At 58.6% G+C, this 23,557-nt stretch carries 27 protein-coding genes and 2 pseudogenes; 11 read left to right on the forward strand and 18 right to left on the reverse strand.

The annotated features are described in order from the left end of the window. Position 1: 1 nt before the first annotated feature. Entirely contained in the window at positions 2–421 is a 420-nt protein-coding gene (locus tag FHX16_RS28590; RefSeq protein ID WP_183864876.1) for a CopG family transcriptional regulator, read from the reverse strand. A 713-nt stretch (positions 422–1,134) separates the two neighbouring features. On the opposite strand from FHX16_RS28590, the gene FHX16_RS31720 reads away from it, so the two are divergent. From FHX16_RS31720 to FHX16_RS28605, 4 genes are all read left to right on the forward strand, one after another. Next, on the forward strand, positions 1,135–1,500 hold the full coding sequence (locus tag FHX16_RS31720; protein WP_405049333.1) for a response regulator transcription factor: 366 nt from the start codon (positions 1,135–1,137) through the stop codon (positions 1,498–1,500). Then, positions 1,497–2,132: a response regulator transcription factor gene (locus tag FHX16_RS28595; RefSeq protein WP_259131667.1), complete on the forward strand. Its 636-nt coding sequence runs from the start codon at positions 1,497–1,499 to the stop codon at positions 2,130–2,132. Before FHX16_RS31720 ends, FHX16_RS28595 begins: the two co-directional genes overlap by 4 nt. A gap of 136 nt (positions 2,133–2,268) precedes the next feature. Continuing rightward, the gene (locus FHX16_RS28600; RefSeq protein WP_183864879.1) at positions 2,269–2,925 is read left to right on the forward strand and encodes a response regulator transcription factor; all 657 of its coding nucleotides are present in this window, start codon (positions 2,269–2,271) and stop codon (positions 2,923–2,925) included. A gap of 75 nt (positions 2,926–3,000) precedes the next feature. Continuing rightward, positions 3,001–4,194 carry an MFS transporter gene (locus tag FHX16_RS28605; RefSeq protein WP_183864880.1) on the forward strand — a complete coding sequence of 398 codons (1,194 nt, stop codon included), beginning with the start codon at positions 3,001–3,003 and terminating at the stop codon, positions 4,192–4,194. Here FHX16_RS28605 and FHX16_RS28610 read toward each other — a convergent pair. Then, complete coding sequence (locus FHX16_RS28610; RefSeq protein WP_183864881.1) at positions 4,191–5,711, reverse strand: PAS domain-containing sensor histidine kinase; 1,521 nt, start codon at positions 5,709–5,711, stop codon at positions 4,191–4,193. The genes FHX16_RS28605 and FHX16_RS28610 overlap by 4 nt on opposite strands. Positions 5,712–6,120: 409 nt before the next feature. On the opposite strand from FHX16_RS28610, the gene FHX16_RS28615 reads away from it, so the two are divergent. Both FHX16_RS28615 and FHX16_RS28620 read left to right on the forward strand, forming a co-directional pair. Further along, positions 6,121–6,546 (forward strand): ATP-binding protein, encoded by a 426-nt coding sequence (locus FHX16_RS28615; RefSeq protein WP_259131701.1) that lies wholly within the window; start codon positions 6,121–6,123, stop codon positions 6,544–6,546. A gap of 32 nt (positions 6,547–6,578) precedes the next feature. Further along, positions 6,579–7,022: a RidA family protein gene (locus FHX16_RS28620; RefSeq protein ID WP_183864882.1), complete on the forward strand. Its 444-nt coding sequence runs from the start codon at positions 6,579–6,581 to the stop codon at positions 7,020–7,022. Between the two features lie 16 nt (positions 7,023–7,038). Here the strand turns inward: FHX16_RS28620 and FHX16_RS28625 are convergent, their stop codons facing one another. The 4 genes and pseudogenes from FHX16_RS28625 to FHX16_RS28640 form a co-directional block, all read right to left on the reverse strand. After that, positions 7,039–8,640 (reverse strand): DHA2 family efflux MFS transporter permease subunit, encoded by a 1,602-nt coding sequence (locus FHX16_RS28625; RefSeq protein ID WP_183864883.1) that lies wholly within the window; start codon positions 8,638–8,640, stop codon positions 7,039–7,041. A 53-nt stretch (positions 8,641–8,693) separates the two neighbouring features. Then, positions 8,694–9,089 (reverse strand): annotated as a pseudogene (locus tag FHX16_RS28630) (HlyD family secretion protein); the annotation flags it as partial. Then, positions 9,079–9,381: pseudogene (locus FHX16_RS28635) on the reverse strand (NAD-dependent epimerase/dehydratase family protein); the annotation flags it as partial. The pseudogenes FHX16_RS28635 and FHX16_RS28630, both read right to left, overlap by 11 nt. A 97-nt stretch (positions 9,382–9,478) precedes the next feature. Beyond that, entirely contained in the window at positions 9,479–9,898 is a 420-nt protein-coding gene (locus tag FHX16_RS28640) for a cupin domain-containing protein (protein WP_183864906.1), read from the reverse strand. Between the two features lie 309 nt (positions 9,899–10,207). Here FHX16_RS28640 and FHX16_RS28645 point away from each other — a divergent pair, with 309 nt between their 5' ends. Continuing rightward, on the forward strand, positions 10,208–11,146 hold the full coding sequence (locus FHX16_RS28645; RefSeq protein ID WP_183864886.1) for an MBL fold metallo-hydrolase: 939 nt from the start codon (positions 10,208–10,210) through the stop codon (positions 11,144–11,146). A 546-nt stretch (positions 11,147–11,692) separates the two neighbouring features. On the opposite strand, the gene FHX16_RS28650 is transcribed toward FHX16_RS28645, so the two are convergent. Next, entirely contained in the window at positions 11,693–12,130 is a 438-nt protein-coding gene (locus FHX16_RS28650) for an EF-hand domain-containing protein (protein ID WP_183864887.1), read from the reverse strand. Positions 12,131–12,754: 624 nt separating this feature from the next. Between FHX16_RS28650 and FHX16_RS28660 the strand changes: the two genes are divergently transcribed. After that, positions 12,755–13,117 carry a helix-turn-helix transcriptional regulator gene (locus tag FHX16_RS28660; RefSeq protein ID WP_183864888.1) on the forward strand — a complete coding sequence of 121 codons (363 nt, stop codon included), beginning with the start codon at positions 12,755–12,757 and terminating at the stop codon, positions 13,115–13,117. Further along, positions 13,110–14,321 (forward strand): arsenite efflux MFS transporter ArsK, encoded by a 1,212-nt coding sequence (arsK, locus tag FHX16_RS28665; protein WP_183864889.1) that lies wholly within the window; start codon positions 13,110–13,112, stop codon positions 14,319–14,321. Before FHX16_RS28660 ends, arsK begins: the two co-directional genes overlap by 8 nt. 2 nt (positions 14,322–14,323) lie before the next feature. Here the strand turns inward: arsK and arsH are convergent, their stop codons facing one another. The 7 genes from arsH to FHX16_RS28700 all read right to left on the reverse strand — a co-directional run bounded on the left by arsH (position 14,324) and on the right by FHX16_RS28700 (position 18,141). Further along, positions 14,324–15,034 carry an arsenical resistance protein ArsH gene (gene arsH, locus FHX16_RS28670; protein WP_183864890.1) on the reverse strand — a complete coding sequence of 237 codons (711 nt, stop codon included), beginning with the start codon at positions 15,032–15,034 and terminating at the stop codon, positions 14,324–14,326. Continuing rightward, positions 15,027–15,455 carry an arsenate reductase (glutaredoxin) gene (gene arsC / locus FHX16_RS28675; RefSeq protein ID WP_183864891.1) on the reverse strand — a complete coding sequence of 143 codons (429 nt, stop codon included), beginning with the start codon at positions 15,453–15,455 and terminating at the stop codon, positions 15,027–15,029. Before arsC ends, arsH begins: the two co-directional genes overlap by 8 nt. Further along, the gene (gene arsB / locus FHX16_RS28680; protein WP_183864892.1) at positions 15,452–16,510 is read right to left on the reverse strand and encodes an ACR3 family arsenite efflux transporter; all 1,059 of its coding nucleotides are present in this window, start codon (positions 16,508–16,510) and stop codon (positions 15,452–15,454) included. The genes arsC and arsB overlap by 4 nt, the downstream gene beginning before the upstream one ends. Position 16,511: 1 nt before the next feature. Further along, on the reverse strand, positions 16,512–17,039 hold the full coding sequence (locus FHX16_RS28685) for an arsenate reductase ArsC (RefSeq protein WP_183864893.1): 528 nt from the start codon (positions 17,037–17,039) through the stop codon (positions 16,512–16,514). Positions 17,040–17,054: 15 nt separating this feature from the next. Continuing rightward, complete coding sequence (arsN2, locus tag FHX16_RS28690; protein ID WP_259131677.1) at positions 17,055–17,498, reverse strand: arsenic resistance N-acetyltransferase ArsN2; 444 nt, start codon at positions 17,496–17,498, stop codon at positions 17,055–17,057. Then, positions 17,486–17,845, reverse strand: a complete 360-nt coding sequence (locus FHX16_RS28695) for a helix-turn-helix transcriptional regulator (RefSeq protein WP_183758281.1) — start codon at positions 17,843–17,845, stop codon at positions 17,486–17,488. The genes arsN2 and FHX16_RS28695 overlap by 13 nt, the downstream gene beginning before the upstream one ends. A gap of 77 nt (positions 17,846–17,922) precedes the next feature. Next, positions 17,923–18,141: a hypothetical protein gene (locus tag FHX16_RS28700; RefSeq protein WP_259131679.1), complete on the reverse strand. Its 219-nt coding sequence runs from the start codon at positions 18,139–18,141 to the stop codon at positions 17,923–17,925. 143 nt (positions 18,142–18,284) lie between these two features. On the opposite strand from FHX16_RS28700, the gene FHX16_RS28705 reads away from it, so the two are divergent. Next, positions 18,285–18,467 carry a DUF3606 domain-containing protein gene (locus tag FHX16_RS28705; protein WP_183758283.1) on the forward strand — a complete coding sequence of 61 codons (183 nt, stop codon included), beginning with the start codon at positions 18,285–18,287 and terminating at the stop codon, positions 18,465–18,467. A gap of 307 nt (positions 18,468–18,774) precedes the next feature. Here the strand turns inward: FHX16_RS28705 and FHX16_RS28710 are convergent, their stop codons facing one another. Then, a complete protein-coding gene (locus FHX16_RS28710; RefSeq protein ID WP_183758285.1) occupies positions 18,775–18,975 on the reverse strand; it encodes a cold-shock protein in 201 nt (66 codons plus the stop codon). A gap of 1,065 nt (positions 18,976–20,040) precedes the next feature. Between FHX16_RS28710 and FHX16_RS28715 the strand changes: the two genes are divergently transcribed. Then, a complete protein-coding gene (locus FHX16_RS28715; RefSeq protein ID WP_183864895.1) occupies positions 20,041–20,238 on the forward strand; it encodes a hypothetical protein in 198 nt (65 codons plus the stop codon). 393 nt (positions 20,239–20,631) lie between these two features. On the opposite strand, the gene FHX16_RS28720 is transcribed toward FHX16_RS28715, so the two are convergent. The 3 genes from FHX16_RS28720 to FHX16_RS28730 are packed head-to-tail and all read right to left on the reverse strand — an operon-like array spanning position 20,632 to position 23,467. Further along, a complete protein-coding gene (locus FHX16_RS28720; protein ID WP_259131684.1) occupies positions 20,632–21,135 on the reverse strand; it encodes an SRPBCC family protein in 504 nt (167 codons plus the stop codon). Further along, complete coding sequence (locus tag FHX16_RS28725) at positions 21,135–21,323, reverse strand: DUF2933 domain-containing protein (protein ID WP_183864897.1); 189 nt, start codon at positions 21,321–21,323, stop codon at positions 21,135–21,137. The genes FHX16_RS28720 and FHX16_RS28725 overlap by 1 nt, the downstream gene beginning before the upstream one ends. Next, a complete protein-coding gene (locus FHX16_RS28730; RefSeq protein WP_259131704.1) occupies positions 21,320–23,467 on the reverse strand; it encodes a copper-translocating P-type ATPase in 2,148 nt (715 codons plus the stop codon). Before FHX16_RS28730 ends, FHX16_RS28725 begins: the two co-directional genes overlap by 4 nt. Positions 23,468–23,557 lie beyond the last annotated feature (90 nt).

The raw sequence follows: 23,557 nt of genomic DNA on the forward strand, positions 1-23,557 counted from the left end.
CCTAGCGAATACGCTCGGCCAAGGCTGATTTCAGTTCTGCACTGGCGTGAAGTGCGCCCAGCACGGTGATGGATTCGATGGTTGCAAGGGCAAGCTCGGGGGAGACATCGGCTGCGATGCGGGCAAGTCCGACTATCTTGATATCGAGGCGTTCTCCGGCAGCCCTCACCGCTTCCAGATCGGCACTGGTATAGTCGCGAAGTCCCAGTTCGAGAGTGTGCCGGACGATCGATTGAGTGACCGCCTCACGCTCGATGGCAAGCTGGTTTCGGATTGCCGTGCGGATGAAATCCGTGCGATTGGAATAAAAGCCTTCCTGCACGAGAAGATCGACACGACCGAGATCGACATAGCCTAGATTAATCGTGATTTTTTCAGAGTCACCGCCCTTGTCGCGGAGCTTGTGAACATTGTCCTTCATAACGTATCTCCATCCACATAGATGTTATATGGATGGTATATGGATGCTTTTCAAGTGCGACCGCACAGAGCGGTAATTCGAAGGCGGTTTCCATGGGATCGCGCCGGCTATCGTCGAGCGTTGGCGGGGAGAGAGGCGCCCCCCTTGTTCCTGGATTTCGGTGACGCTGAATTTGCGCTCCCTTGGCTGCCCGCAAAGGAACTCCTCTGGCCGCTGAATTACCTTCCACCGGAGCGAGTGATCGTGACGCCCGTTTTCCGGCAGAGTGTGATTGACCATCTGCTATCAGGAACGCCGATTGAGGGGTTTGCCAGGCCGATGCCGGTTCCACCGCCTAAAAACCACCATTGCCCGGGTTTCAGGCCCATCTTATGAGTGCGCGCGGGCGGCGGCCAAGGTTCGCACGCAGCTGTTAGCGGTAGAACTCGGCGACTATCGGCAGCCTCCTGTTCGTCAGCTACAGCAGATCGGCCCTCCTGATCCATCCTCGTTTCGACTCCGGATCGAGGGCCACGGTCAGAGCGGTAGGGCGCACTCTGAGCCCGGAAATACAAACCTTGGTATACCTGCTACATTGAGGACAACTATGATAACCTTGAGGCGTGAAGGACCGCCGCCCAAGGACACCCTTCTGCGGCCCGCTAATGCCCCGATCTCAGCATTTCCCTGCGATCAAATTCTCTGCATGCCGGTTCAACATAGGTTGCCAATGGATGTCTGGCTCCCGCGCGAAGATTGTCGCTATAGTCGATGACGACCGTAAATTTCGCGTCGCGTTGGAGGACATGCTTGCCTCCGCTGGCATATACGGCGAGCTGTATGCTTCAGGCGAAGATTTCATGTCCAGCAAGGGCTATCTCACGTGCGACTGCATTATCAGCGATCTCCGGATGCCGGGAATGTCTGGAATCGAACTCCTCCGACGACTGAGGGAAGGTGGGATCGAGCAACCAGTGATCCTAATGACATCCTATCCAGACCCGGATGCTGCGTCTGTCGCTTTCGAACTGGGAGCCTGTGCATTTCTCAGCAAGCCCTTAGATAGCAGTGAATTGCTCAATCTGCTGAGGCCACCATGACCAAGGCGAGCCACCCACCGTTTACAACGGTCCACATCATTGATGACGACCTGAGAATTCGAACGTCGCTGGTCGATTTCTTCGCATCGATTGGCCTGCTGGCTACGGCTTATGCAAGGGCGAGCGACTTCATGGAGCAGGCCGACTTGTCGGGCCCCGGGTGTGTCATTCTGGATGTCCGGATGCCTGGAATGACTGGTCTGGAGCTTCAGGAAAAGCTGTCTGCCCTGGAATGCCCCTTGCCGATCATATTCATGACTGGGGACGCTTCTGTGGAGGCGAGCGTTTTGGCCATGAAGGCCGGCGCGTTTGACTTCATATTGAAACCATTGGAGCTCGAAACCCTTGCTGAACGCACGGGTTTCGCGCTTTCCCGCAATGCTGAGATGCGGTCTAAATATCTGGCGCGGTTCCGCGCGCAATCGGTCGTAGATACTCTTACGCCCCGTGAGTCTGAGGTATTTGCCCTTGTTTCGAAAGGCCTGCCCAACAAAGCGATAGCACGGGAGATGAACATCAGCGAGATAATGGTCAAGCTTCACCGTAGCCGCATGATGAAGAAGCTTCAGGCCAGATCGATCGTGGACGTCGTGCGTACCTTCGATGAAATCAACACCGCCCAGGCCAACTAGCTGCTATCATTTGCCGGCAGGCCACGATTGGCAAACCAACGTATATCGTCCGCGACCGCTACGTTGGTGTTAGACTGCTGCGCAACGTAGCCGGAACAAGTTCTGGCAGACAAGCACTCCGGCCGGGAGGTGTACCATGGCAGTTTTGAGTTCCAAAGCGGAAGCAACGGTGGAACCCATTGTCTATATCGTTGATGACGACGATCGGATGAGGGAATCGCTTCTCGACCTTTTTATGGCCACTCACAAGGAGGTATCCGCGTTTGCCAGTGGCGCTGAGTTCCTCGAAGCGGCGGACACGGGGCGACCGGGCTGCATAGTCCTCGACCTTCAAATGCCAAACAGCAGCGGCCTAGCGATACAAAAAGAACTGGCAACCTCCGGAAGCCGAATGCCTGTCATATTCCTGACGGGACACGCCGATGTTCCGTCCAGCGTCACCGCCCTGAAGGCAGGGGCGGTGGATTTCATTTTGAAGCCGTTCGCTCCTCGGAACTTGCTCGAAGCGGTGGACAAGGCAATCGAGCTAGATGACGAGCGTCATCGCGTGCTGAACGAACATAATAGGTTGTACGCACTCGCGGACACGCTTACGCGACGGGAGCGTGAGGTGATGTTCCTCATTGTAAGCGGCCTTATGAACAAGCAGGTGGCCTACGAACTCGGTATTTGCGAAATGACCGTCAAGCTGCACAGGATGAACGTCATGAGGAAGATGGAAAGCCGGTCGCTCGCCGATCTCGTCCGCAAAGTCCAAAAACTCCATGACGGCCACGAGATGACAACGGTGTAGTCCTCTAATTTACACGGGTTTGATGACGGGGTAGGGTGCCGACCGACAATAAACGCGGTTGGGGAACCGCCGAATATGGGCGAAGTTTCAGGCAATGCCGCCATATCCCGCGATCCTGCCTCTCTGGTGATCGGCGCGACAGCCGCCCAGATTATCGGCGGTCTCGTCCCTCAAATGTCGCCATTTGTTGTCGCTGGATTGATCGACGGTCTTTCGCTGCCGGAGCGCGATGCTGGTTTTATTGCCTCCGTCGAACTGTTGTCTCTCGCGACTGCCGCGATCCTGATCGCACCGTTCTTATCGCGGTTTTCCTACAAACGGGCCAGCCTGTTCGCGATTATTGTGACCCTTTCTGCGCAAGGCGCATCGATCTTTGTCGCTGGGTGGAGCGGGCTATTGCTTTTGCGGGGATTGGCAGGAACCGGGGAGGGAGTCCTCTACGCGATTTCGCTCAGTATCGTAGCTTCTCACTCGCAGAACCCTGAAAAGATTTTCGGCTACTTCCAACTTGTCTGGGCGATAGGAAGCATTGCGCTTTTCAGCATCGGCGGTGAAGTCACCGCCGCATTCGCGCATCGAGGTATATTCACTCTCCTTGCGGCAACATCCCTGGCATTCACACCACTTCTTTTGCTCGTTCCCAACGTCCGCGCGGTGAGGGACGGCAACACGATCGTTGCCATCAACAACCGGATGCTCGGAGTTTTGCTTCTTGCCGCAATCGTCCTGTACGTGGCCGTTTCCGCCGGGCTATTCGCCTTTAGCGGACCACTGGGCGAACGGGTCGGCCTTGATACCAGCGCGGTCGGATACGTACTGACTGCGTCCACACTCGTTGGTCTGGTGGGAGCGGGTACGGCCACGGTGCTGAACGTCCGCTGGGGAAGGGCAACTCCAATCACGGGCTTCTGCGTTGGTTACATCCTCGTCGTGCTGGCGCTCTGCCTCTGGCCCGACCCGTGGGCATACAGGATAGCGGTCATTGCATCGGCCGTCCTTTACTACTTTTCGCTGCCGTATCTATTCGGCCTGGCTGCTGCGCTCGATTCCAGCGGACGGTGGGCGGCGGCGGCAGGTGCTGCAAATCTCCTCGGGTTTGCAGCAGGTCCCGTTTTTGCGGGCGTAGTGATCGGGGCTTCCGGCTATGCGAGCTTGGCGGCGGTTTCCAGCGCGATGATCGCTGCAGCCTGGGTCCTGGCCATGTACGTTATAGGCCGTGGGTACAATGGTCGGAGCCTTCGCGAGCGCGTGCCAGAATCGACGGCCTAGACTTGTTCAGCCGGAAGCCCGATCGGCAAAGTGAACGCGACGGTCGCACCCACCGTCTCGTTGTTTTTCACCCAAAGATGGCCCCCGTGGGATTCGACCATTGAGCGGCAAATCGGAAGGCCCATCCCCATCCCCGCGCTCTTCGTCGTGAAGAACGGCTCGAAAACGCGGTCAGGATCGCTAAATCCACTCCCGGAATCCTCAACGGAGATGACAACGGTATTGGGACCATCCCGATCTGTTTTTATCCTCAACTTCCTCAAGGGGTTCGTGCTGTCCATCGCCTGAATTCCGTTCCGGATCAGGTTCACCAAAATCTGTTGCACTTGGATGTGATCGACCAGAACCTGTGGGAGCGCTGGATCGAGTTCGGTATCGATCCGGGTGGTCGTCGCGGCAATTTCGTCCGACATGAGGCTCAAGACCTCGTTGATCAGTTGGTTTATGTCCTCAACTGTTCGCGCCTGGGGCTTGTGCTGGAAGAGGGCGCGGATTCGAGCGATGACATCCGTGACCGCTCCAACGTCCTCGGATATACGTTCCGCAGCACGCCTGCCCCTCTCGACGTTCGGTGGGTCGGCCGACAGCCATCGCGAGCATGCCTCGGAGTCAGCGGCGATCGCTGCAAGCGGCTGATTGATTTCGTGGGCGATAGACGCCGAAAGCTGTGACAGGTTGGCCGCTTGCGTTGCCTGCGCCAGCTTTTCCGCCGATCGTCGCAGCGCCGCCGTCGCCTGTACCTGGTCCTCGATGTCGTGGCATAGGCCGAACCATTGGACGATATTGCCGTCCTGATCCCGCAAGGGTTCGGCTCGACCTGACATCCATCGATAAGCGCCGTCCGCGCGAAGTAGACGATACCTCATTGAGAATCTGTCCCCGGATGCCAGGCACCGGGTAAGCTCGACACCAACGGCCTCGACGTCATCCGGATGGAAAATGGTGTCCATAACGGACTCGAGCGAGCTCACGTTCGACACATCAAGGCCAAGAAAATCGGCCATGCGCTTGTTGACCAGGGTTGTCGTTCCATCAGGCGTCAACCGCCACAAATGGCTTGGGACCATATCGACGAGCAAGGATAGCTCGAGCGTACGCGCCTTCAGTTCCGCTTTTTGATCCTCCATGTCGACGTTCTGACCGTGCCATGCCGTTATCCGGTGGTATGTGTCCCAAGATGGCCGCCCCTCGATACGAAACCATCGATACTCGCCGTCTGCTCCTCGTAAGCGGTGCTCGCCCTTGAAAATTTCGCCTGTGTGCAGCGAATGTCGCCACTTGGCAGCTGCGGCGTCATGATCGTCGGGATGGACCCGCCACAGCCAGTCAGACTCTTCTGTCAAAGAGCCGACGCCGAAGTATTCTCGCATGCTCGGATTGATGTACGTGAACCGCCCCCCCGAGTCCGTCGACCACAAATGGCCAGGCAGCGCGTCCACTAGGTCACGCGCCAGCGCCGCAAAGTCGCGGTCGCTTCCCGATTGATCAACCTTCGACAGCGCCTTGCCTTCAGACATTGGCTCCTCCGGTCAAAAAACACTAAAGCCCACCTTTCGCTCGGTTTGGCGATCAGGCGGCTTGTTGAAGGGATGGCGCATTATACGCTGAAGAAGCCGATCTTCAAGTTACAGTAGTGCGCTATCTTTCCAGACAAAAGCTTCCATCGGGCAGGGCTTTGGGTTTCTTCAGGTTAGGTGTCGAAGCGCTCACAGGACCCCAAACTTCAGTTTACTTGTTGGCTGCGCTCCCACGCCTTACGAAGGTTTCCAATCGGTCGCTCAAAGCGGCTGAAATCGAAGCGCAATGGCGCTCCGGTAGCCAGAACCCGAGCAAGGCCACGGAGATGAACGCAAATTCCACACACTTGATCTCCCCAAATACCGAAGCCGACGGGCTCGATATATCGGGCTTCCTCGCGGAAATAGCATTGGAGGTCGAAATGACGCTGGGAGAGGATATCGTCCTGGACATCGAGGTCCCCTCAACCATCCCTCGCGTGACGGTCTTCGCGACGCAGTCATCCAACTGCTCGCGAACTCTCGCGAAGCCTTGCCAGAAGGAGGTTCGATCTCGCTCGCAGTGGCTGCGACGCGCCATGCCCCCCTCTCGGAGGTCGTAGAACTTCGAATTGTCGACAACGGCATAGGGATGGACCGCGAAACACTCCGGCGCGCCAGCGACGCGTTCTTCACGACGAAATCCACTGGCCTCGGCGGTTTCGGGCTGACGATCGTCGGCCACTTTGCCCAAGAGATCGGAGGAAATCTCCATCTGCAGAGCGAGATTGGCATCGGCACGCGCGCAACTCTGGTCCTTCCGCTGCGAAGCCGTGATGAAAAACTGGCTCTGTGAGAACGGAGAAGATTGGTCACAAGGAGGACTTTATGGAAACGTCGAAGAAGACCGTGAATTTCGGAGTTCCTTGGGAAATGACCTATGGCTACTGCCAAGCGGTCCAAGTCAAGGATGTGGTTTACCTTTCTGGGCAGCTCAGCCACGACAGCGAGGGAAATCTCGTCGCTCCTGCTGAGCTGGACGCATCTGGGCGTCCTGTGAATTTCTCGAGTATGGAAGCCCAGATGCGGCAAACCTACGCCAACGCCGTGGCGCTCCTGGAAAAATTCGGAGCTACGCTTGATGACGTGGTCGAGGAGACCTTGTTCGCTCTCGACGTCGACGCTGCCTTCGCGGTAGCAGGAAAAGTCCGGAAGGAAGTGTACAATACAGAGCTGCCTCGGTGCGCGAGTAACTTGATCGGAATTTCCCGTCTCGCCTTCCCGGAGCAGCTCATCGAAATCACGTTTCGAGCGGTTTTGGCATCGGCGTAACGAAAATCGGGGTCAATTAGTGCGCTCCACCTGCGGAGAGCCGGCCTGGTTTCTTCAGCAGGAGGGACGCTAGCAATGCAACGACGAGCGCCGCTCCCATCAGAAAGAACGTATCGCTGAACGCCATGATGTTTGCCTGCTGCCGGACCTTGAGGGCAATGGTCACGATAGCCTTGTGCGTCGCAGCGGCTTGGTCGCTGACGCCGTGGTTCATGTAGTAGGCCGCCAGCTTGGCAATACGGTTACGGGATGACTCGTCGAAAGCGCTGATGGAGTTCGTCAGGATGTTGGAATGGAACTGCTCTCGCTTGGTGAGGAATGTTTGCAACGACGCTATTCCGACCGCACCGCCGAGGTTGCGCATCATGTTGAACAGGGAGGATGCCGACCCGGCGTTTTGCTCTTCGATCCCCGCGGTGGCGACTGCCGACAACGGGGTAAAAACAAGAGCCTGGCCGACGGCACGGACGACGTTCGGCCAGAACAGCTGGTCGCTCGCATAGTCTGCCGTCATGTAGACGTTCATGAAGTTCGAGGCCGCAAACAGCGCGAAGCCGAAGACGATCAGAAGGCGGACGTCAAAAACCTTCATCAGTCGCGGAACGAGCGGTATCAGAAGAAGCTGTGGGATGCCTGTCCAGGCAAGCACCGCTCCAATCTGCTGCGAATTGTAACCCTGCACGCGGGAAAGGTAGATCGGCAGGATGAAGGCCGATCCAAAAAGCGCCATTCCAAGCAGAAAATTCGCGACGATCCCGAACCCGAAGTTTCTCCTGGCGAGAAGCCGGAGATTGAGCAATGGGTGCTTGCTTCTAAACTCAATGACGAGAAATAGCGTCAGCGCGATTGCCGCGACAATCGACAGCCGCACGATGAAGTTGGAGCCGAACCAATCTTCCTTGTTTCCTTCTTCGAGCACGGTCTGGAGGGCGGCGAGACCAATGGCCATTGTGACGATCCCGAGCCAATCGCCCTTTGCCAATAGGCAGAGGTCCATGGGCGCGCGATCGAGCGATGCCCAAAGCATGCCGACCATGATCACTCCGGGGACCAGGTTAACGTAGAAGATGAATTCCCAACCGTAGTTCTCGGTCAGGTAGCCGCCGATGGTTGGTCCTATGGCCGGCGCGAAGGTGGCTGAAAGCGCGAAAAGCGCCAACCCCGTCGGCTGCTTGGGTTTGGGAAGAAGGGTGATGATAATCGTGAAGGCCATTGGGATAAGCGCTCCGCCGGAAAAACCCTGGACGGCCCGCAACGCGATCATCTGCTGGAGATTGGTCGCGAATGCACATGCGACTGAGAAGACGAGGAAGAGGATCGCGCTGGCGAGAAGGTAGTTGCGGACGGAGAACACGCGCGCAAGCCAGGCGCTCAACGGAATGACGACGATCTCGGCGATCAGATAAGAGGTGGATATCCATCCGCCGTCGTCCTTTCCCGCACCGATCGCCCCCTGGATGTCGGCCAGCGACGCGTTGACGATCTGGATGTTCAGAACAGCCATGAACGCGCCGAGTGTCGAGGCGACGACGGCACACCAGACCCGCAACGTATCTTCGGCCTGTTTTGGAATTGCAATTTGACGGTTGCTGTTCGCGGAAATAAGAAGAGTAGCCATGACATGCCTCTCCGTAGTTACGAACGTGCGGGTGAGCTTCGTTTTCGATATTGCTATGGCGCTTCCGGCGCGTAGGCGTCTTTCGTGTCGATTTCCGGCTCCACCGACATGCCTGACCGCAGCGTGGCGGAGAGGCGCTCGTCATCGATGAGGATTTTTACCGGAATGCGCTGAACGATCTTCGTAAAATTGCCCGTAGCGTTGTCGGGTGGGAGCAGGGAAAACTCCAGGCCGCTGGCGGGAGAGATACTATCGACGTGTCCCTTGATCTTGAGCTTGGGAAAGCTGTCCACCCTGATCTCGGCTTGTTGGCCAGGGTGCATATGCGTGAGCTGGGTCTCCTTGAAGTTCGCCACGATGTAAACCGCATGCAACGGGACGACCGCCATCAATTGCGTGCCTGAGGCCACGAACTGTCCAACCCGGACCGATCGTGCGCCGACCGATCCCGACGATGGAGAGCGCGACATGGTGGCGAACTCCGGCGGCACGCTCCGCCTTGAGCAGATTGGTCGTTGACGTCTCGAAGAACGAAAGCACGGCGCTCGGTTCCCAGGAGGGGGAGTTCGTGACGTCTATTACGACGTTTGCTCCAGCCAGCGCGCCGCCGAGACCTTCGCCCGTGAGAGAGTTGACTCCAGTGGACGGAGAGGACTGAACTACCTCGTGCCCACGCGTTCGCAGGCGCTCGGCAACTTTCGTCCCGATAAGGCCTGAGCCTCCGATGATGACGATTTTCATGGTTCCATACCTTGTTTGGGGGCGGCACATCAATGTTCGGATGTGGCCGCCGAAGTTCAGAGAAGAGCCGGCTTGAGAGAGCCGTACCGCCGCAACCCTAATCGGTAGCGCCATCCGGTATCGTGAGCTTCGTTTCATCAGTGTCGACAACGAAGACCGCGAGAATTTTGGCGGGCTTCGTATCGCTGGCATTGGCGCTGACCTGGTGGTGGTCACCGGGGACTTCGATCCAGTTTTCACCGGTCTTGTAGATTGTCACCTTACCGTCGTTGAGCTGGCTCTTAATCTCGCCTTCGATGACCGTGGCGTAGATGAATGCGCTTTTGGCATGGGTATGCGACGGGTTATGGCCACCTGGCCCGTACTCGACGAGCACGCCGCGCATGCTCTTGCCTGGTACGTTGGGGAGGGGGTGGTCGAAGACCACGGAGACTTTGGCGTTGTGAGGTTTGTCCGCCGCGCCGGCCGGTACTGCAATCAGTGCCGAGCAAAACAAAAAGGTCGCGAGCTTTCGCATCATGCTTCTCCTTCGCTTTTGATCCTGCCTATGACCGGCTGGGATCGTATGCGACCTGCGAGGAAGAAAAATAGATATACCAAGGTTAGTAATCGGCCTGGCGCAAGGCCACTCGCCAAACGCCTGCCTTTGATGAAGCGAGTAGAAGGCTTTGGCAGGGAGTAGAGTCGGCGGAAAAAGCACTGCCAAGGAGGTCGCGTCGCAGCACCCCCAAACCTAAGCATACCTCGACCACATCTTGTCCCCGATCTAAGGTTCTGATCGCGACCTATGACCGACAGCTCTCAACAACCTTATCTGGAGCCTATCATGTCAACGGTAGATGCAAGACCCACCACCACGTCGATCCCTGGGCCTATACTCGGTAACCCTCAAGGCGAACTGGTCCCCTCGCGCTATGCAGTGCGCGTTGGCGACATCGACGTACTTGTGATCAGCGACGGCGTGCTGACGCCGCCGGCCGAGTCAATGGCCACCAACGCCGACCCGGCAACTCGGTCGGCCTGGCTGGACAACATGTTCTTGTCGAAAGAGGCCTTCGACTGGGCCTTAAATGCGGTCGTCGTGCACAGCGGCAGCCAGACGATACTGATAGACAGTGGTCTGGGGGAAGAGTATCCGGACTTCCCAAGGGCCGGCTTGTTTGTTCAGCGGCTGGAGGCGGCAGGCGTCGATCTCGCGGCGGTCACGGACGTAATCCTCACCCACATGCATTTCGACCACGTCGGCGGCTTGCTTGCTGACGGTGTCAAGGAACGGTTACGGCCGAACCTCAGGATTCATGTGTCTTCAGCGGAAGCCGAATTTTGGCAGTCGCCCGACTTCTCTCGGACCGCCATGCCACCGCCTCTTGTCGAACTCGCACGGCGTGCATCTTTGGAATTCTTGCGCGAATACGGCAGCCATCTTCGAACATTCGTGGATGAGGCCAAGGTAGCGCCGGGCGTCACCGTCGCTCGCACGGGCGGCCATACCCCTGGACATAGTGTTGTACGCCTTGCGTCTGGCGGCGAGCGACTGATGTTCGCAGGCGACGCCATCTTCCCCGTTTCGTTCGATCATCCGGAATGGCACAACGGCTTCGAGCACGACCCAGAGGAAGCGACGCGAGTTCGCCTTCGTCTCATGCATGAACTCGCCGCCAATGGGTCTTGGTTGGTATCGACGCACTTGCCTTTCCCCTCCGTGGGGCGTGTGGCGGCTGCCGGCGATCTGTTTCGCTGGGTTCCGGTATGGTGGGATTTCTGAGTATCGCTTGCGGCCCGAAATGAGTTGTATCGGCGCAGTCTATTTTGATGCCTGACTTTCTCAGCAGGCGCTTCTAGGACGCCCGTTTCGGCCTTTGCTTGAAGCGGGCGTCGTCCATTGCTGCTCTGCCGATGGACGCTCCACCATCGACATTCAACATCTGCCCTATCATCATGCTAGCGTCGTCGGGCAACAGATATTCGATAGCCGAGGCGACTTCATCGGCTGTCCGAAGCGTCCCATAGGCACGCCCGACATAGCAGGCCTCGCCAGGGCCGCCAACAGGATTGTTTGCCCGGAACAGGTCGTTTTACGTGGGGTCGGCGTCGATAATCTGAGCTTCGCTCAATCTGATTTCTGCGGACCCGTCAATCGTCCAGTGCGATCCCAGGCAACGGTCCTTTTGCCGGACCATTCAAATTGCTCGTGCCCGGCACGGCGTGTTCCGCGGGCCAGTTGATAAACATAGCGGGTTCTCGATCTTAGCGCTAATCGAGAGCCGCCGCACCACGTGCATGGCGATGACCGCCTATGGCGTCATGCACTTTAGGTACTTGGTTTCAGATTGCGGAGACGCGCAGCCTCCGCATCGCTGAGGTGACCAACGCTGACGGGCAGGAGCCGCTCAAGTCCGGCGCGCATTTCATCCTGGTCGACGCTTCCTTTGTGGGTCGGATCCAACACGTTCCAATGCCTATCCACGACGGCCGCGTCGTAGGGCCGGTCGTTTGCCGCGGCGAGTTCTTTGTTGCTCTGGGCGTATTCCTCCTTCGAGACCCTGCCGTCTTCATTGGTGTCGGCTGCGAAGTTTGACTGTACCAGCCTTCGGTAAAAATCGTCCACCAACTGTGCGTCGGTCTTCAGCGCCGGAATCTTGGTGGGAGTAGACGAGGGTAGTTCAAATTTCTCATCGCTGACGGACGGGGAGTTTCCCGTTTGGCGGGCTAACACACTGTAAACCGAGCTGTGAAAATCGATTTTCATAGAAACCTCCTGGGCAAAAGCCAGGAGACCATGGTCGCAACGGCTTGCCTGAAACTGGTCGTTTTCTGGAATTCAGCCACTCTGTGACAGCTGCCATCGATTTCTCGATCCCGCAGTTCTTTCGGCATCCCGAGGCAACGCGTACGAACTTTTGGCTGCCCTCGAACGCCAGGCTGGCCGGGAGCCTTAGGAACGCCCGCTGGGGCATTCCAAAAGGCCATATCGCCCCGGGTGAGACGAGCACGTTGCCGCAAGTCGCGAAGCGTTCGAGGAGGCGGGAGCCAAAGGATTGAAAGCTTGAAGGCTCGTTCTCATGTCGAGGTTCACTCGCGGAAGTGTCCTCGCTGGCCATTGACCTCCCGAGAAAGGTGTGAGGAAACAACAAAGATTTCTGACCATTCTTCGGGATTCGCCCCGCAATCGAGGGCCGAGAACCGCCCGCCCTTGACCTCCGTGACGTGGTAGCCGGCCCTCCTCGTACGACAATATCAACGGCAAATTCGGCGCGGAGCCGACGTGGGACAGGAGTTGTCCCAAAGTGATGTCCAATGTCGTCGAAACCGTCTTGATGATCGAGTCCATATGCGCTACCCCTCTGATCAATGTTTCAAGGAATATTGAATTATGGAAGAACGTCAAGCCCTTATGTCTTTCGCGGCGCTGTCGCAAGAAACCCGCTTGGGCGTCGTACGCACGCTCGTGGTCGCCGGTCCGGATGGAATGGCGGCGGGTGCGATCGCCGAGAAGATGGGTGTCTCTCCGTCGAACATCTCGTTCCATCTCAAGGAACTCGAACGGGCCGGGCTGATCGACCAGCGGAGGGAGTCCCGATCGATCGTCTACAGCGCGAACTACGAGGCACTATCGGGGCTAGTCACGTTCCTTATGCACGACTGCTGCGCGGGACATCTGCGAGTACTTGGGGTTGGCGAAGGTGAGGGAGCCTGCTGCTCTACCGAGACGTCGGAAGAGAACCAAAATGCGTGATACGAAGAACGCGATTTCGCTCGCAACGATTTTCGCGCTCGGCCTGACCCAGATCATCGGCTACGGGACGCTCTACTATTCGTTTTCAATCCTCGCGCCCGGAATGGCGAAGGACCTCGGGATCACTCTCGAGCAGGTCTTCGGCGTGTTCTCGGTGTCGCTCCTCGTCGGTGGGCTTTCGGCCCCGATGATTGGAAAACAGATGGACGGGATCGGGGCGGCGACCGTGCTGACCGTCGGCTCGCTTTTCTCGGCACTGACGCTCGCCCTTTGCGCTTGGTCACCGTCGGTCGCCGTGTTCGCGCTCGCTATCGTCCTGCTAGAGGTATCCTCCGGGATGGTCCAGTACCAGGCTGCCTTCGCGGCGCTCGTCGAAAGCGATCCAAAGACGGCCTCCCGGAGCATCACCTATCTGACGCTCATCGGCGGCTTTGCCTCCACGATCTTCTGGCCGATCTCGGCGGCGCTGATGGGATATATGTCGTGGCGGGAAATCTACCTGGTGTTCGCAGCCCTCAATCTGGTCGTTTGCATGCCCCTGCATTTCTGGATGATGCGGAAGGGTAAGGCGGCAAGCGCCAACGGAACCGCTCGCGAACGACAACGAGTGATCGGCGCAATCCCGCCGGAGGCCCGCCGGGGTGCGATGGTCGTCGTCTCGGCCGCCTTCGCGATCCTCGGGTTCACTCTGGCATCGATCCTCGCGCACATGGTTCCGATGCTCGGTGATCTCGGTCTTGGAGCGGCCGCGGTGGTCATCGGCTCGCTTTTCGGACCCGCCCAGGTTCTGAGCCGCCTGCTCAATATGATCTTCGGCACGCGCCTGTTGCCGCCCATGCTTGCGGTCATATCGGCTGCGCTCATGGTCGTCGGCATCTTGATCCTCGGCCTGAGTGGAAGCTGGCTGCCGGGAGCCGTCGCCTTCGCGATCTGCCTTGGTCTCGGCTCGGGGATCAATTCGATCGCACAGGGCAGCCTTCCGCTTTATCTGTTCGGCAGCGACGGCTACGGAGCGATCACGGGCAGGATGGCGGCCGCCCGCCTCGCATTGGGAGCTGCCGCGCCTTTCGCCTTTGCGATGGCTATGGAACTGCTTGGCATCAGTCTGTCATTGTTCGTCACGGCCGCGCTCGGGATGGTCGGCATGGCCGCATTCGTCAGCGTGGCGATGGCGACGAAACGTAGCGTTGTCGCCGCTGGCTGAGATCAGATCGACTTCAGCTGAACCCGCTGTTCGAGCTTGGCCGCGTCTTCCTTCCGCTCGCTGTAGCGGTCGGTGAGGTAGGACGAGGCGTCGCGAGTCAGCAAAGTGAACTTCACCAGTTCCTCGCAGACGTCGACGACACGGTCGTAGTAGGACGACGGCTTCATCCGCCCGTCGGCATCGAACTGCTGATATGCCTTGGCGACAGAAGACTGATTGGGGATCGTGATCATCCGCATCCAGCGGCCGAGGATGCGAAGCTGGCCGACGGCATTGAATGACTGCGAGCCGCCAGATACCTGCATTACCGCGAGCGTCTTTCCCTGCGTTGGCCGCACCGACCCGACGGCAAGGGGAATCCAGTCGATCTGGGACTTCATGACGCCGGTCATCGCGCCATGGCGCTCGGGGCTGACCCATACCTGGCCTTCGGACCATTCGGAAAGTTCACGAAGTTCCTGCACCTTGGGATGGCTGACGGGAGCTTCATCTGGCAGGGGGAGGCCCTTGGGATCGAACACCCGAACCTCGCATCCCATTCGCTCCAGCAGACGGCGTGCCTCGTGAGCGAGAAACCTGCTGTAGGAAACGTCACGGAGCGATCCGTAGAGGATCAGGATGCGCGGCTTGTGTGTCGGGAACCGCGGGCGGAGCGCTTCGAGGTCAGGCTGGCGAAGATGCCGCTCCTCGAGAGCGGGAAATTCCTCAGACAACGCGCTTCCCCTTCTCGTCGAGAACCTTCTCGCCGTCTTCCTTGGCGAAGGCACCTTTTTGAGTGTCCGGCAGGATATCGAGCACAGCTTCAGACGGCCGGCTCAACCTCGTGCCGAGCGGCGTGACGACGAACGGTCGGTTGATCAAGATCGGGTCCTTGAGCATGGCGTCGAGCAATTGGTCGTCGGTCAACGAAGGATCGTCGAGACCAAGTTCTTCGTAGGGCGTTCCCTTCTCACGGATCGCCTGACGCACGGTGAGGCCCGCGTCAGCGATCATTTTCACCAGTTCGGCTCGTGACGGCGGCGTCTTGAGGTATTCGATTACACTCGGCTCGATGCCCGCATTGCGGATCATTTCGAGCGTGTTCCGCGACGTCCCGCATGTGGGGTTGTGGTAGATTATGACATCCATGTTCATGTCCTTTCGGTTGCGGCGTTTTTGGAAACGGCGGGCGCGGCCTCGTACCAGCCCTTGGTACGGTTCACGATCCAGACGACCGACAGCATCACGGGAACCTCGATGAGGACGCCGACGACGGTCGCGAGCGCCGCTCCGGACTGGAAGCCGAACACGCTGATGGCGGCGGCGACCGCGAGCTCGAAGAAATTGCTTGCCCCAATGAGGGCTGACGGCCCGGCGACGCAATGCTGTTCGCCCGATATCCGGTTCAGCAGGTAGGCCAGTGCGGAGTTGAAGTAGACCTGGATCAGGATCGGCACCGCGAGCAAGCCGATGACGGCGGGCTGCGCGATGATTTGCTCGCCCTGGAACCCGAAGAGCAGGATCAAGGTGGCAAGGAGGGAAAGAAGCGAAAGGGGCTGCAGCCTTGCCAGCAAACTGTTCAGGGATCGCGTCGTGCCATCAGCAGTCAGGCGCTTGCGAACCATCTGGGAGATGGCGACCGGGATGAGGATATAGAGGACCACCGATATCGCCAGAGTATCCCAGGGGACCGTGATCGCCGAGAGGCCCAATAGCAGTCCGACGATCGGTGCGAAAGCGACGATCATGATGGCGTCATTGAGGGCTACCTGTGACAGGGTGAAGTGGGGCTCGCCCTTCGTGAGATTCGACCACACGAACACCATGGCGGTGCACGGCGCGGCCGCCAGAATGATCAGACCAGCAATGTATGAGTCAATCTGGTCGGCCGGGAGCAGTGGGCGGAAAAGCCATCCGACGAACAGCCAGCCGAGCAGTGCCATCGAGAAGGGCTTGACGGCCCAGTTGACGAAGAGCGTCACACCGATCCCGCGCCAATAGCTGCCGACCTTCGCCAGCGAGCCGAAGTCGATCTTCAGCAGCATCGGGATGACCATCAGCCAGATCAGCACGGCGACCGGGATGTTCACGTTGGCGACTTCGGCCGCGCCGATGCCATGGAACACGCCAGGCATGACATGGCCGAGCGCGATTCCAACCACGATGCAGAGGAAGACCCAGACGGTCAGATATCGTTCGAAGGTGGACATATCACTCGGCCTTTGCGGATTTGACAGAAGCGCCCTCAAGCGAACCGATGTGGCGGACATGCTGCTCGAGCGCCATGCGGTCGATCGAGGCGAGCGGAAGATTGATGAAGGCGGAGATGCGGTTCTTGAGGAAGCGCGCAGCCAGCGCGAAGGCGCGCTGGATTTCGACCTCGGTCCCGATGGCGGCCGCAGGGTCCTCGACGCCCCAGTGCGCCGTCATCGGGTGGCCGATCCAGACCGGGCAGGCTTCACCAGCGGCGCTGTCGCAGACGGTGAAGATGAAGTCCATCTCAGGCGCTCCGGGTTTAGCGAAGACGTCCCAGCTTTCCGATGAGAAACCCGTCGAGGGATAGCCGAGGGCGTCCAGCTCCTTGAGCGCATGCGGGTTCACTTCGCCCTTGGGCTGACTGCCGGCGGAGAATGCCCTGAAGCGACCAGCGCCTTCCTTGTTGAGGATGGACTCAGCGAGGATTGAGCGTGCGGAATTGCCCGTGCACAGGAAGAGCACGTTGTAAGTCTTGTCGGTCATGGTCGTGTTCCGTGGTTAGGTCGCAGGCCGCCTGGTCAGTTTCATGATCGTCGCCGATGCGGGACAGATGCCCGACAGCTGGCGGGTGGAAAGAATTGTCTGCGGCACCTGATCGCGTGCGACGACCTGGAAGCCGACGCGCTCGAAGAAGGATGCGGCGCTCGTGGTGACGAGATAGACCTCAGACGCCATGGGTATTCGGGCTAGTGTCATTTCTGTGAGATGCCGCCCGTATCCACGCGATCTGAATTCCGGCACGATCACCACGGATCGCAGAAGGACGGCTTCATCTGAGGCCGCTTCGATACCTGCATAGCCAAGGACCTGGTTTTCGTCGTCGACGAGCCGGAAGTACGCTCTGTCGGGTCCATCGACATCGTCTATCGGTAGCCCGGCAGCGGCCAGCGCCGTCTTCAACTGCTCGGCCGCCCATATGGGGGCGAGCGTCAGTTCATACATGGCCCGGACTCCGGGGAGCAACATGGCGTCAGATCGGCGATGAGAGGAGCGCAAAGCTCAGCGTTTCCACCGCAGCAGTCCATAAGTAGGAACAACGTGAGCGCCCGGAAACCCTCGAGGTCCGCCCGGTAGATAATAGAGCGGCTTTGCCTCTCGCTTTTCACGATGCCAGCACGCGACAGGGTGGCGAGATGCGCGGACATGGTATTCTGCGGCACGTCCAAAATGCGAGCCAGTTCTCCCGCGGGGATGCCATCTGGCTCCGCCCTCACAAGCAGGCGGAAAGTTTCGAGCCTTGTCGTCTGGGCGAGGGCAGCCAGCGCCGCGATAGCGTCCTTAGGTTCCATACATCCAGAATAATGGATATAATTTGTCTGTCAACGGGTGAATGACCGACGACGTGGCGCCGGTGGTTGAGGACGAACTATGCCATCCGCTTCACGCGGAGCCTCCACCCATGAGGCGAGGATTGGACAGCGACGCCGTTGTCGTCTTCATCCATCTGAAGGGTCGCGACGATCCAATCCGGCGGCATGATCCCCGGCAGGTCCTCTGAACGCAGGAATTCGATCAAGGCATCGACGGCATCAAGACCACCCCGCGGTTCCCGCCCGTCGCGCTCCAGTGTCCAGAGGTACCGCATGGTTATCCTGATTTCCGTCGTGCGAGCCTGCATAGCGGCTTCAGTCGTCGCTTCAAGCGGCGCGATTGGTATTCGTTATTTCGAGGGAACTACTGGAGTCGTAGCGAGTTCCTGCTGCGAACATTGATCAAGGAGGACATGCAATGGCAAAGACGCAAACATCTCGAAGCCATGCACAGGATCGCGCCCGCGTCGCCGGCGGCCAGGACCACGAGGTAACATACGAGGCAAAGAAGGAAGGCGTCTCCAACGATACCGTCAAGGAAGCGGTCAGGAATGCTGGCAATTCCCGGAAGAAAGTTGAAGCCGAAATCGGCCGTCACTGACTTCTACCAGTATGTCCTAACAGCCGTGCCTTTCGGCGGTATCTCAGGACAAAGCTAAGACTGACCACAGCATCATGTCGCAGGCTGTCAGGGAATGGTATCGATATTACAAAGTCGAGTGGGACGATCAGGCGTCGTCGTTTCCGTGCGACGCAGCTATCAACCTTCACAATCGTGGCTGCCGATCCCTAGACATGGCCAATCCCCCTCGGCTGGCGAAGCTCTCTCGATGAAGTTGCACATGATAATTTCAGCCCCGCGGGTTGCGGTGCGATTTCCCGCGGGCCTAATTTGTTGTAGGTCGTGATCAGACCGGACGTACGTTCTCGGCCTTGGATTTTCCGGTCTTGCGATCTTGACCCAGCTCGTAGCTGACATTCTGGCCATCGCGTAGCGATCCGCCCTGGACGGCAGAGATATGCACGAAGACGTCCGGGCCACCATTGACTGGCGTTATGAAGCCGAAGCCCTTGTCCTGATTGAAAAACTTTACAGTTCCGTTAGCCACGTACTTCTCCGATAGTTTAGATTCTTCCAGGTGAAGTGATAGACCTAAGGGGCAGCGCAGGCAAGTAAGGGTGCCAACTAACCCTGGACAGAAAGCGGAAAAGTGCTGGAAATACTACCTCCTCCCTCTCGGTGGCGCTCCCCTAGCGGCCGTGAAGCCCCGATTGGAACCAATGCGGGAATATCTAAGAACACCTGCGCGGGTCGAAGTCGTACGGGGTCGGGAGATTTGCTTCCTCGGAGCAGGTTGGGCCACTTTGCCGGATTGGGTCCGTGAATTCTACGAGCGTGGCCATATGGTTATCGCCACGGCTGCTGTTACGGTATTCAACGCGACTGAAGCTCTTAGGGCGCGGCCCAGCGATTTCATCGTCCGCAGCCAGGATGGTGTCCTTTCAGTTTACGCCGCGGCGGCTTTTCACCGGGATTTCCTGCCAGCGCACGCAACTGAACTTCATAAACTTCACGCGGCATAGTGCGTCGGATTTTGCGTGGAGCCGTGCCTCTTCTCGCGAGTTCTGCCGAACATTTCTCTGGTCGGTGCGTACCACTCGATTGCTGCAATGAAAGCCAAAGCTGCCAACCGTCCTGCCTCCCCTTTGAGGCTCGTACATTGAAGCACGTCGTTCCGCGCCGGCCGGTCGACGTGCGGCCGCTATGTCCGACCTACGACGAAGAGGCGGGGCCCGCGTCTCAGACCTCTGACTACCTCTCCGGACTGCAGCTATTCCGTGGGCAGAACGATGCGGATCAGGGCCTCCCGGTCCTAGCCCCCGGGGGGCGTGAGGCATTGCAAATCCCGCTACCGGGAACGAACCGTTCTACAAGCGGGCCAGAATATGAGCGTTTCGTCACCGCGGTTCGCGCTCGCGGCTATCGTTTTCCACAGCCGGAATCGCACTATCCGGGACATGCTCCTCTACCGTCGCAACCGGTTACCTCAAACGACGTGGACGTTAGTAATTAAAGTAATTATTTGGTAACCACAAAGCTCGACACGGAAAGCATACGAACACCAAATCACCTAGTTTCCGCCTCGCTTCAATGAATGAAGAGGTGATGAAACATGTTGAATACCGGCGGTGTTGCCGAGAGTATGGCTACGGATAAGTCCATTGGCGACGAGGAGATCCTAGTTGCGATCGATCACTTGAATAATGCAGTTCGAGCATCCAGCGATGCCGGTAGCCCGATTTCGCCAGATGTTCTTCGCGTCAAGCGCATCCTCGAAGAGGTCGCCACACAACGCAACCTGCTTGCCTAGCACTTCACGAATTTGAGCCCGCCATCGGCGAAGGTGGCGGGCTATGATTGCGTCGACGAGATACCGACAAACTACGCAGCTTGCATTCGGGCGGCTCACTTGCATGGGAAAACTTCGGTAGTCGCAATATTCGGCTGGCAATAAAGCGTCCGCGCCCGCTGCTTGATCCTGTTGTCATGATGGCGCAGGACATGACCTATCTCGAAAAGTGCAAGAGTATGGATATGGGCAAGAGGGGCACGTCATCCAGTGGCGGCTCGAAGATGGATATGTCGTTGGTCGGCAACATGAAGATGGACCGATCAACATGGAAAGCTTTGTCGACGCTTGTCGACGCTGCGCCGAGAACTGCGAAATGATGCCGACGGGAGGCCCAGGAGGCCGGCCTATCCGTTATTGGCCATTGCGTGGGGATGCGAAGTGTTTCAAAGCCTCTGACGTCATTTTCGACACGCACAACCCTGCATATGCTTTCGCCGGGAACGAGCCGAGCCAGCTGCCAATCGGGCTGCGGGAATACGAGTATTGAATTTTGACGATCACCCGGGAGCCTTCTCTGATCGGCTTTATGACGAAATCCATGTGGTAGTTGTCGATGACCAGCAGTTTCGGACGGCCGAGCGTCTGCCATGATTTTCGCCACGGCGGTTGCCGTTCGGTGACGATCTCTTCAACGAACACGTCCATGCCGAGGACCCTGCCTCGCATCTTCACGATGGAGCCGACAACTTGCCCGTTCCCATGATCGACCTCGTATTCCATGGAAGCCCCCAGCATCATCAGCGAGGGCTTCTGCATATGGGCCCCGACAACGGTTGGATCATCGAGGAACGCGAAGACCTGCTGGGGCGGAGCCAGCAGGTCGATGGTGTTTATCGCAGAGTCCTCGTACGTCATCACGCGCCGTCCTTGTGGTCATGACCTCCATGACCACCGTGTCCATGCAACAGGTGCATCAGCGGACATGCCAAAAGAAGAAGGTATGGGGCGATGCCAAGCGCGTGCGGCCAATGCTCCCGGAGCATGAAGAACACGACGATAATGCCAAGTGATGCCGCCATCAAAATCCAGGTGCGCGAATTCATAGTCCGATACTCCTGAGTCTGAGGGAATTGCCGACGACGCTCACGGACGACAGGGTCATGGCGGCGGCGGCGATGATGGGGGAGAGGAGGATTCCGAAGACGGGATAGAGAGCGCCCGCCGCTATCGGTACGCCAGCAGCGTTGTAGATGAAGGCGAAGAACAGGTTCTGCCGGATGTTACGCATCGTCGCCCGGCTAAGCTGCCTTGCCCTGACAATGCCTTGTAGATCGCCCTTCAGCAGGGTTACGCCCGCACTTTCGATAGCGACATCCGTTCCGGTTCCCATGGCAATTCCGACGTCGGCCGCCGCAAGTGCAGGTGCATCATTAACGCCGTCGCCAGCCATGGCAACGATGCGGCCTTCGCCCCTCAGCCGCGAGACGATCTTGCTCTTGTCTTCTGGAAGGACTTCCGCCTCCACCGAGGTGATGCCGAGCTTGCGAGCAACTGCTGCCGCCGTCGTCTTGTTGTCGCCGGTCAGCATGACAACTTCGACGCCTTCTTCCATCAGCGCCTTCACGGCCTGCGGTGTCGTGGCCTTGATCGGATCAGCGATGGCAAAGAGACCGGCCAGCGAGCCATCGATTGCCAGGAAGATGACGGTTGCGCCTTCGTCTCGGAGTTCCTCCGCTTGAGCCGTCATTGGCAGGACGTCGACGTTAGCGTCGGCCATGATCCTGTGGCTTCCCAGGATAAGCTTTTTTCCTGAAACATTCCCCGTCACGCCTTTGCCGACCGGACTGTCGAAGTCTTGCGCGTCTTGGAGAGGGAGATTCTGATCTTGAGCAGCGACGACGATAGCATGGGCAAGCGGATGCTCGCTCGACCGTTCCAGGCTGGCGGCCAACTGCAGGACGTCATCAGCCGCCACGCCGTCGCGAGGAATGATGGCTGTCACTTTCGGACGCCCCTCGGTGAGGGTCCCGGTCTTGTCGACCACGAGGGTGTTAATCTTTTCAATCCGTTCCAGTGCCTCGGCGTTCTTGATGAGAACCCCGAGCCTTGCGCCGCGACCGACGCCGACCATGATCGACATCGGTGTCGCCAGCCCCAAAGCGCATGGGCACGCAATGATCAGGACAGCGACGGCTGCGACCAACCCATGGGCAAATCGCGGCTCCGGACCTATCAGCAGCCATGCGACAAAGGCGATGACCGCAATGACGATAACGACCGGTACGAACCAGCCCGACACCTGGTCGGCGAGCCGCTGGATCGGCGCACGAGAGCGCTGTGCCTCGGCGACCATCCGCACGATCTGGGACAGCATCGTGTCACGGCCGACCTTTCCGGCCTCCATGACGAAACCGCCGGTCTGGTTCATGGTGCCGCCGATCAGCTTCGAGCCGGTCTCCTTGGTGACAGGCATGGACTCTCCCGTGATCATAGACTCGTCGACCGAGCTTCTACCTTCGAGAAGGATGCCATCGACCGGTACCTTCTCGCCGGGGCGAACACGAAGCCGGACCCCGACCACAATGACATCGAGGCCGACATCTTCGTCGGAGCCATCCGGTTTCACGCGTCGCGCCATCTTCGGAGCGAGATCGAGCAGGGCCCGGATCGCGCCGCCCGTTTGCTCGCGGGCTCGAAGCTCAAGAACCTGACCCAACAACACGAGGACCGTGATGACTGCTGCCGCCTCAAAGTAGACCGCAACCGCGCCTTCGTTTGAGCGAACCGTTTCCGGAAAGATTTCCGGGAACACGGTCGCGACCGCGCTATAAATCCAGGCGACCCCGGTTCCCATGGCGATCAGGGTAAACATGTTGAGGTGACGACTGACCAGTGACTGCCACCCCCGTTGAAAGAACGGCCAGCCAGCCCAGAGCACGACAGGGGTGGCCAAAACCATCTGCACCCAGTTCGACGTCTGAGCGCCGAGAAGCATGTGCAGGTTCGTGAGGTGGCCGCCCATCTCCAGCGCCAGGACTGGCAGAGAAAGCACCAGGCCGATCCAGAACCGTCGTAGCATATCGATCAGCTCGGCGCTGGGCCCGGTCTCTTCTGTCACGATTTCGGGTTCAAGGGTCATGCCGCAGATTGGACAGTTACCCGGGCCGGGCTGCCGTATCTGGGGATGCATGGGACAGGTATAGATGACCGGCTCGCCGGTTATCGTAGGCGGTGGCGATGCCGCCATATGTTCATGGTCGTGATGATGTACCGTTGTCACGAGACACTCCGTGTTTTCCGTTGCCAGCTCGCGCGGCCGCGCAATGGCCACGCTCGT

The sequence above is a fragment of the Rhizobium sp. BK661 genome, from assembly GCF_024808825.1.
Classification (GTDB): Bacteria; Pseudomonadota; Alphaproteobacteria; order Rhizobiales; family Rhizobiaceae; genus Rhizobium.

Excerpts from the sequence above, each read along its gene's own strand:
- arsC (WP_183864891.1), bottom strand. The coding sequence starts at position 15,455 with ATGAACATGGATGTCATAATCTACCACAACCCCACATGCGGGACGTCG.
- FHX16_RS28645 (WP_183864886.1), top strand. The coding sequence starts at position 10,208 with ATGTCAACGGTAGATGCAAGACCCACCACCACGTCGATCCCTGGGCCT.
- arsN2 (WP_259131677.1), bottom strand. The coding sequence starts at position 17,498 with ATGTATGAACTGACGCTCGCCCCCATATGGGCGGCCGAGCAGTTGAAG.
- FHX16_RS28660 (WP_183864888.1), top strand. The coding sequence starts at position 12,755 with ATGGAAGAACGTCAAGCCCTTATGTCTTTCGCGGCGCTGTCGCAAGAA.
- FHX16_RS28715 (WP_183864895.1), top strand. The coding sequence starts at position 20,041 with ATGTTGAATACCGGCGGTGTTGCCGAGAGTATGGCTACGGATAAGTCC.
- FHX16_RS28600 (WP_183864879.1), top strand. The coding sequence starts at position 2,269 with ATGGCAGTTTTGAGTTCCAAAGCGGAAGCAACGGTGGAACCCATTGTC.
- FHX16_RS28685 (WP_183864893.1), bottom strand. The coding sequence starts at position 17,039 with ATGACCGACAAGACTTACAACGTGCTCTTCCTGTGCACGGGCAATTCC.
- arsB (WP_183864892.1), bottom strand. The coding sequence starts at position 16,510 with ATGTCCACCTTCGAACGATATCTGACCGTCTGGGTCTTCCTCTGCATC.
- FHX16_RS28590 (WP_183864876.1), bottom strand. The coding sequence starts at position 421 with ATGAAGGACAATGTTCACAAGCTCCGCGACAAGGGCGGTGACTCTGAA.
- arsK (WP_183864889.1), top strand. The coding sequence starts at position 13,110 with ATGCGTGATACGAAGAACGCGATTTCGCTCGCAACGATTTTCGCGCTC.
- FHX16_RS28595 (WP_259131667.1), top strand. The coding sequence starts at position 1,497 with ATGACCAAGGCGAGCCACCCACCGTTTACAACGGTCCACATCATTGAT.
- FHX16_RS31720 (WP_405049333.1), top strand. The coding sequence starts at position 1,135 with ATGTCTGGCTCCCGCGCGAAGATTGTCGCTATAGTCGATGACGACCGT.
- FHX16_RS28610 (WP_183864881.1), bottom strand. The coding sequence starts at position 5,711 with ATGTCTGAAGGCAAGGCGCTGTCGAAGGTTGATCAATCGGGAAGCGAC.
- FHX16_RS28695 (WP_183758281.1), bottom strand. The coding sequence starts at position 17,845 with ATGGAACCTAAGGACGCTATCGCGGCGCTGGCTGCCCTCGCCCAGACG.
- FHX16_RS28700 (WP_259131679.1), bottom strand. The coding sequence starts at position 18,141 with ATGCGGTACCTCTGGACACTGGAGCGCGACGGGCGGGAACCGCGGGGT.
- FHX16_RS28640 (WP_183864906.1), bottom strand. The coding sequence starts at position 9,898 with ATGCGAAAGCTCGCGACCTTTTTGTTTTGCTCGGCACTGATTGCAGTA.
- FHX16_RS28720 (WP_259131684.1), bottom strand. The coding sequence starts at position 21,135 with ATGACGTACGAGGACTCTGCGATAAACACCATCGACCTGCTGGCTCCG.
- FHX16_RS28605 (WP_183864880.1), top strand. The coding sequence starts at position 3,001 with ATGGGCGAAGTTTCAGGCAATGCCGCCATATCCCGCGATCCTGCCTCT.
- FHX16_RS28625 (WP_183864883.1), bottom strand. The coding sequence starts at position 8,640 with ATGGCTACTCTTCTTATTTCCGCGAACAGCAACCGTCAAATTGCAATT.
- FHX16_RS28730 (WP_259131704.1), bottom strand. The coding sequence starts at position 23,467 with ATGGCGGCATCGCCACCGCCTACGATAACCGGCGAGCCGGTCATCTAT.
- FHX16_RS28725 (WP_183864897.1), bottom strand. The coding sequence starts at position 21,323 with ATGAATTCGCGCACCTGGATTTTGATGGCGGCATCACTTGGCATTATC.
- FHX16_RS28650 (WP_183864887.1), bottom strand. The coding sequence starts at position 12,130 with ATGAAAATCGATTTTCACAGCTCGGTTTACAGTGTGTTAGCCCGCCAA.
- FHX16_RS28705 (WP_183758283.1), top strand. The coding sequence starts at position 18,285 with ATGGCAAAGACGCAAACATCTCGAAGCCATGCACAGGATCGCGCCCGC.
- FHX16_RS28620 (WP_183864882.1), top strand. The coding sequence starts at position 6,579 with ATGGAAACGTCGAAGAAGACCGTGAATTTCGGAGTTCCTTGGGAAATG.